Annotated in this window: 2 protein-coding genes and 2 pseudogenes; all 4 read left to right on the forward strand. The window is 61.7% G+C overall.

The window, feature by feature from the left end:
- Positions 1-741 (forward strand): annotated as a pseudogene (locus tag ACI5KX_RS14905) (hypothetical protein); the annotation flags it as partial.
- Positions 731-1465 (forward strand): virB8 family protein, encoded by a 735-nt coding sequence (locus tag ACI5KX_RS14910; protein ID WP_406811545.1) that lies wholly within the window; start codon positions 731-733, stop codon positions 1463-1465. The pseudogene ACI5KX_RS14905 and the gene ACI5KX_RS14910, both read left to right, overlap by 11 nt.
- A 65-nt stretch (positions 1466-1530) precedes the next feature.
- Positions 1531-2163 carry a TrbG/VirB9 family P-type conjugative transfer protein gene (locus ACI5KX_RS14915; RefSeq protein ID WP_406811546.1) on the forward strand — a complete coding sequence of 211 codons (633 nt, stop codon included), beginning with the start codon at positions 1531-1533 and terminating at the stop codon, positions 2161-2163.
- Positions 2160-2607, forward strand: a pseudogene (locus ACI5KX_RS14920) (hypothetical protein); the annotation flags it as partial. The gene ACI5KX_RS14915 and the pseudogene ACI5KX_RS14920, both read left to right, overlap by 4 nt.

A 2607-nucleotide genomic window follows, 5' to 3' on the forward strand; every position in this document is an offset into this window, starting at 1 on the left:
GAAGGGGAAGGCTCGACCTTTGCGGGTACGGCAATGCAGGACGATGCGGCGCTAGGCTCGGGGCGGCTTCTGTTCCTGGCTGGCGTGATCGGACCGTTGGCCTTGCTGCGAGTTGCCGCGGGAACGCTGCTCGCGCTCGCGCCGGTAGTCGCGGCGCTATGGTTCTTTGCGCAGTCGCGCGGTATTTTCGCTGGCTGGCTGAAAGGGCTAATGTTCACATTCGCGGGTTCGATCGGAGTGACCGTCCTGCTCGGCGTCGAATTGGCGATTATCGAGCCGTGGCTGACCGATGCGCTGCAAGTGCGCAGCCTTGGCTATGCAACACCTTCCGCGCCCACCGAACTCTTTGCGATCATGCTGGCCTTTGCCATAGTTCAGCTGGCCATGCTGTGGCTTCTCGCCAAGGTCGTGTTCCATCGCGGATGGCAGTCGCTGCCCAGCTTCCCGGCCCCGATTGCAAGCGCAAGTGAGCCGCGCGTAGCCTACGCCAGCACGGCGCAGTCGTCGCAGCCGCAAATCCTGCGCGCTGAGCGAATCAGCACCACGGTAGAGAACACAATCAACCGCGAACGGAACCTTTCAAGCGAGCGTTTCGTGCGCACAACGGCAAGAGACGACCAATCGGTCGGTATGCTCACCACCGCGCAATACACCGCACCGCGTCTCGGCAGTTCGTACCGACGCCCCTCGACCCGACCTTCGCGAGCCGCAGTGCGGCGGGACAAGACCAATGACCGCTGAACCGAACTACGATCTGTCCGACCTTCCCGTCGCCGAGAGCTGGGCGACTAGCGTGACCGAGGATCTGGAACGCTCGAATAAGCGTGCATGGATGGTCGCGATCATCGCTGCGCTCGTCGCGCTGATCGAGGCGCTGGCGCTTGTATTCTTGATTCCACTCAAGACCGTCGAACCCTACACTCTGCTGGTCGATCGGCAGACTGGCAATGTCGAAGCGCTCGCGCCGCTTGATACGCAGGTGATCGAGCCGGATGCCGCGCTGACGCGCTCGTTCCTTGTTCAGTACGTCATCGCGCGCGAGAGCTTTACGCAAGACGCGCTGCAGGACGATTATCGCAAGGTTTCGCTATGGTCGGCGAACGATGTGCGTGCGCGCTACCAGCGCGAGATGGTGGCCAACAATCCGCTGAGCCCGCTCGCTTACTTGCCATCGAGCGCCCAGATCAAGACCAAGGTAAAAAGCGTCTCAAACCTTGGCGAAGGACGTTCGATGGTTCGGTTCACCACTTCCAGGATCGACCCCGGTGCGGCGCCGCAACCGGCGCAACACTGGGTGGCGATCGTCAGCTACGAGTTCAGCGCGGCTGAAATGTCTGAAGCCGACCGTTACATCAATCCGCTCGGCTTCCAGGTCAAGAGCTATCGCCGTGATGCTGAGACCCTTCCAGAGGAGGGCATTGCGAACGGGGTTCAGCAGGCGAAATCTGGGGAGCCTGCACCATGAGGATCTTCGCTCTCTCCCTCATTCTACTTGCAGTGCCTCAGTCGCTGGCTGCTCAGGTTTTCCCGGTGCCGGGTCCTGAGACCCCGCGCTCGCAGACGGTCGAGTGGCGTTCTGGTGAGCCGATCGTCCTGACGGCGCTGCCAGGGACGACGCTCACCACCATGCTGGAGCCAGGCGAAACGATCCGGCGAATCGCGGTTGGTGGCAGTCGTGCGTGGGATGTTGCGGTATCCGCGGAGGCTGACAGCTTCCAGGTAACGCCGCAGCCTGGTGCAGTCACAGCAAGCCTCACGGTCGAGACCGATTACCGGAAATACGATTTCCGGCTCGAAATCGGTCAGGGCCTGCAAGCGGCCTATCTCGTCAGGATCGATCATGATGTACAGCCCGAAACAGTGGCCGAGCAGCGCTCAGTCATCCTCGAAAATCTCGATTGGACCTATCGCCTGCGCGGCGACAGGTCAGTGCGCCCACTTTCGGTGCGCGATAATGGCGAGAAGACCGTGATCGAATATTCGCCCGATCAGGCGCTGCCTGCCGTCTTCGCCATCGGACCGAGCGATGATGAGGAAGTGGTCGATGGCTACATGCGCGACGGGTTGTTCGTTATCGACCGCGTGCATCAGCAACTGGTTTTTCGGATCGACAAGGAAAAGGCCACGGCGCGGCGCAACAAGGAGCCTGACAGCGACTTATGAGTGATGCAATCGCCATCGATCCGCAGCGGGCGGCTGAAGACAAAGACGTCCGCCCCATTGTAGCGACCGGCGCGGCGAGCAATTGGGGTCTCTATGCCTTCCTCGCGCTGCTTCTGATCGGCGGGATGGCACTCTTCAATGCCCTGAGCGCGTCGCGCGAGGCGCCCGAGGTGCCATCGGTCCTCCAACCGGTCGATCGTGGTCAGCGGCAGATATCCTCTCCTGAACCGCTGCGTGTTCCGGAGAGGTTTGCAGAAAATTTGCCGGTCGAGCGTCAACCAGCGCCCGAGCGCGCTGAGCTTGATCCAGTGGAGCGAGCCGCCCCGATCGCGCAGCCGATCGCTCTTCCCCCTACGCCAGCGCCTCCAATCGCATTGCCCATTCCTATTCGACCAACACCAGTTCCGGCGCAGCCGCAGGTAGTCTTCGAAAGCCGTATTCCGC

Source organism: Erythrobacter sp. GH1-10, from assembly GCF_045363165.1.
Lineage (GTDB): Bacteria > Pseudomonadota > Alphaproteobacteria > Sphingomonadales > Sphingomonadaceae > Erythrobacter.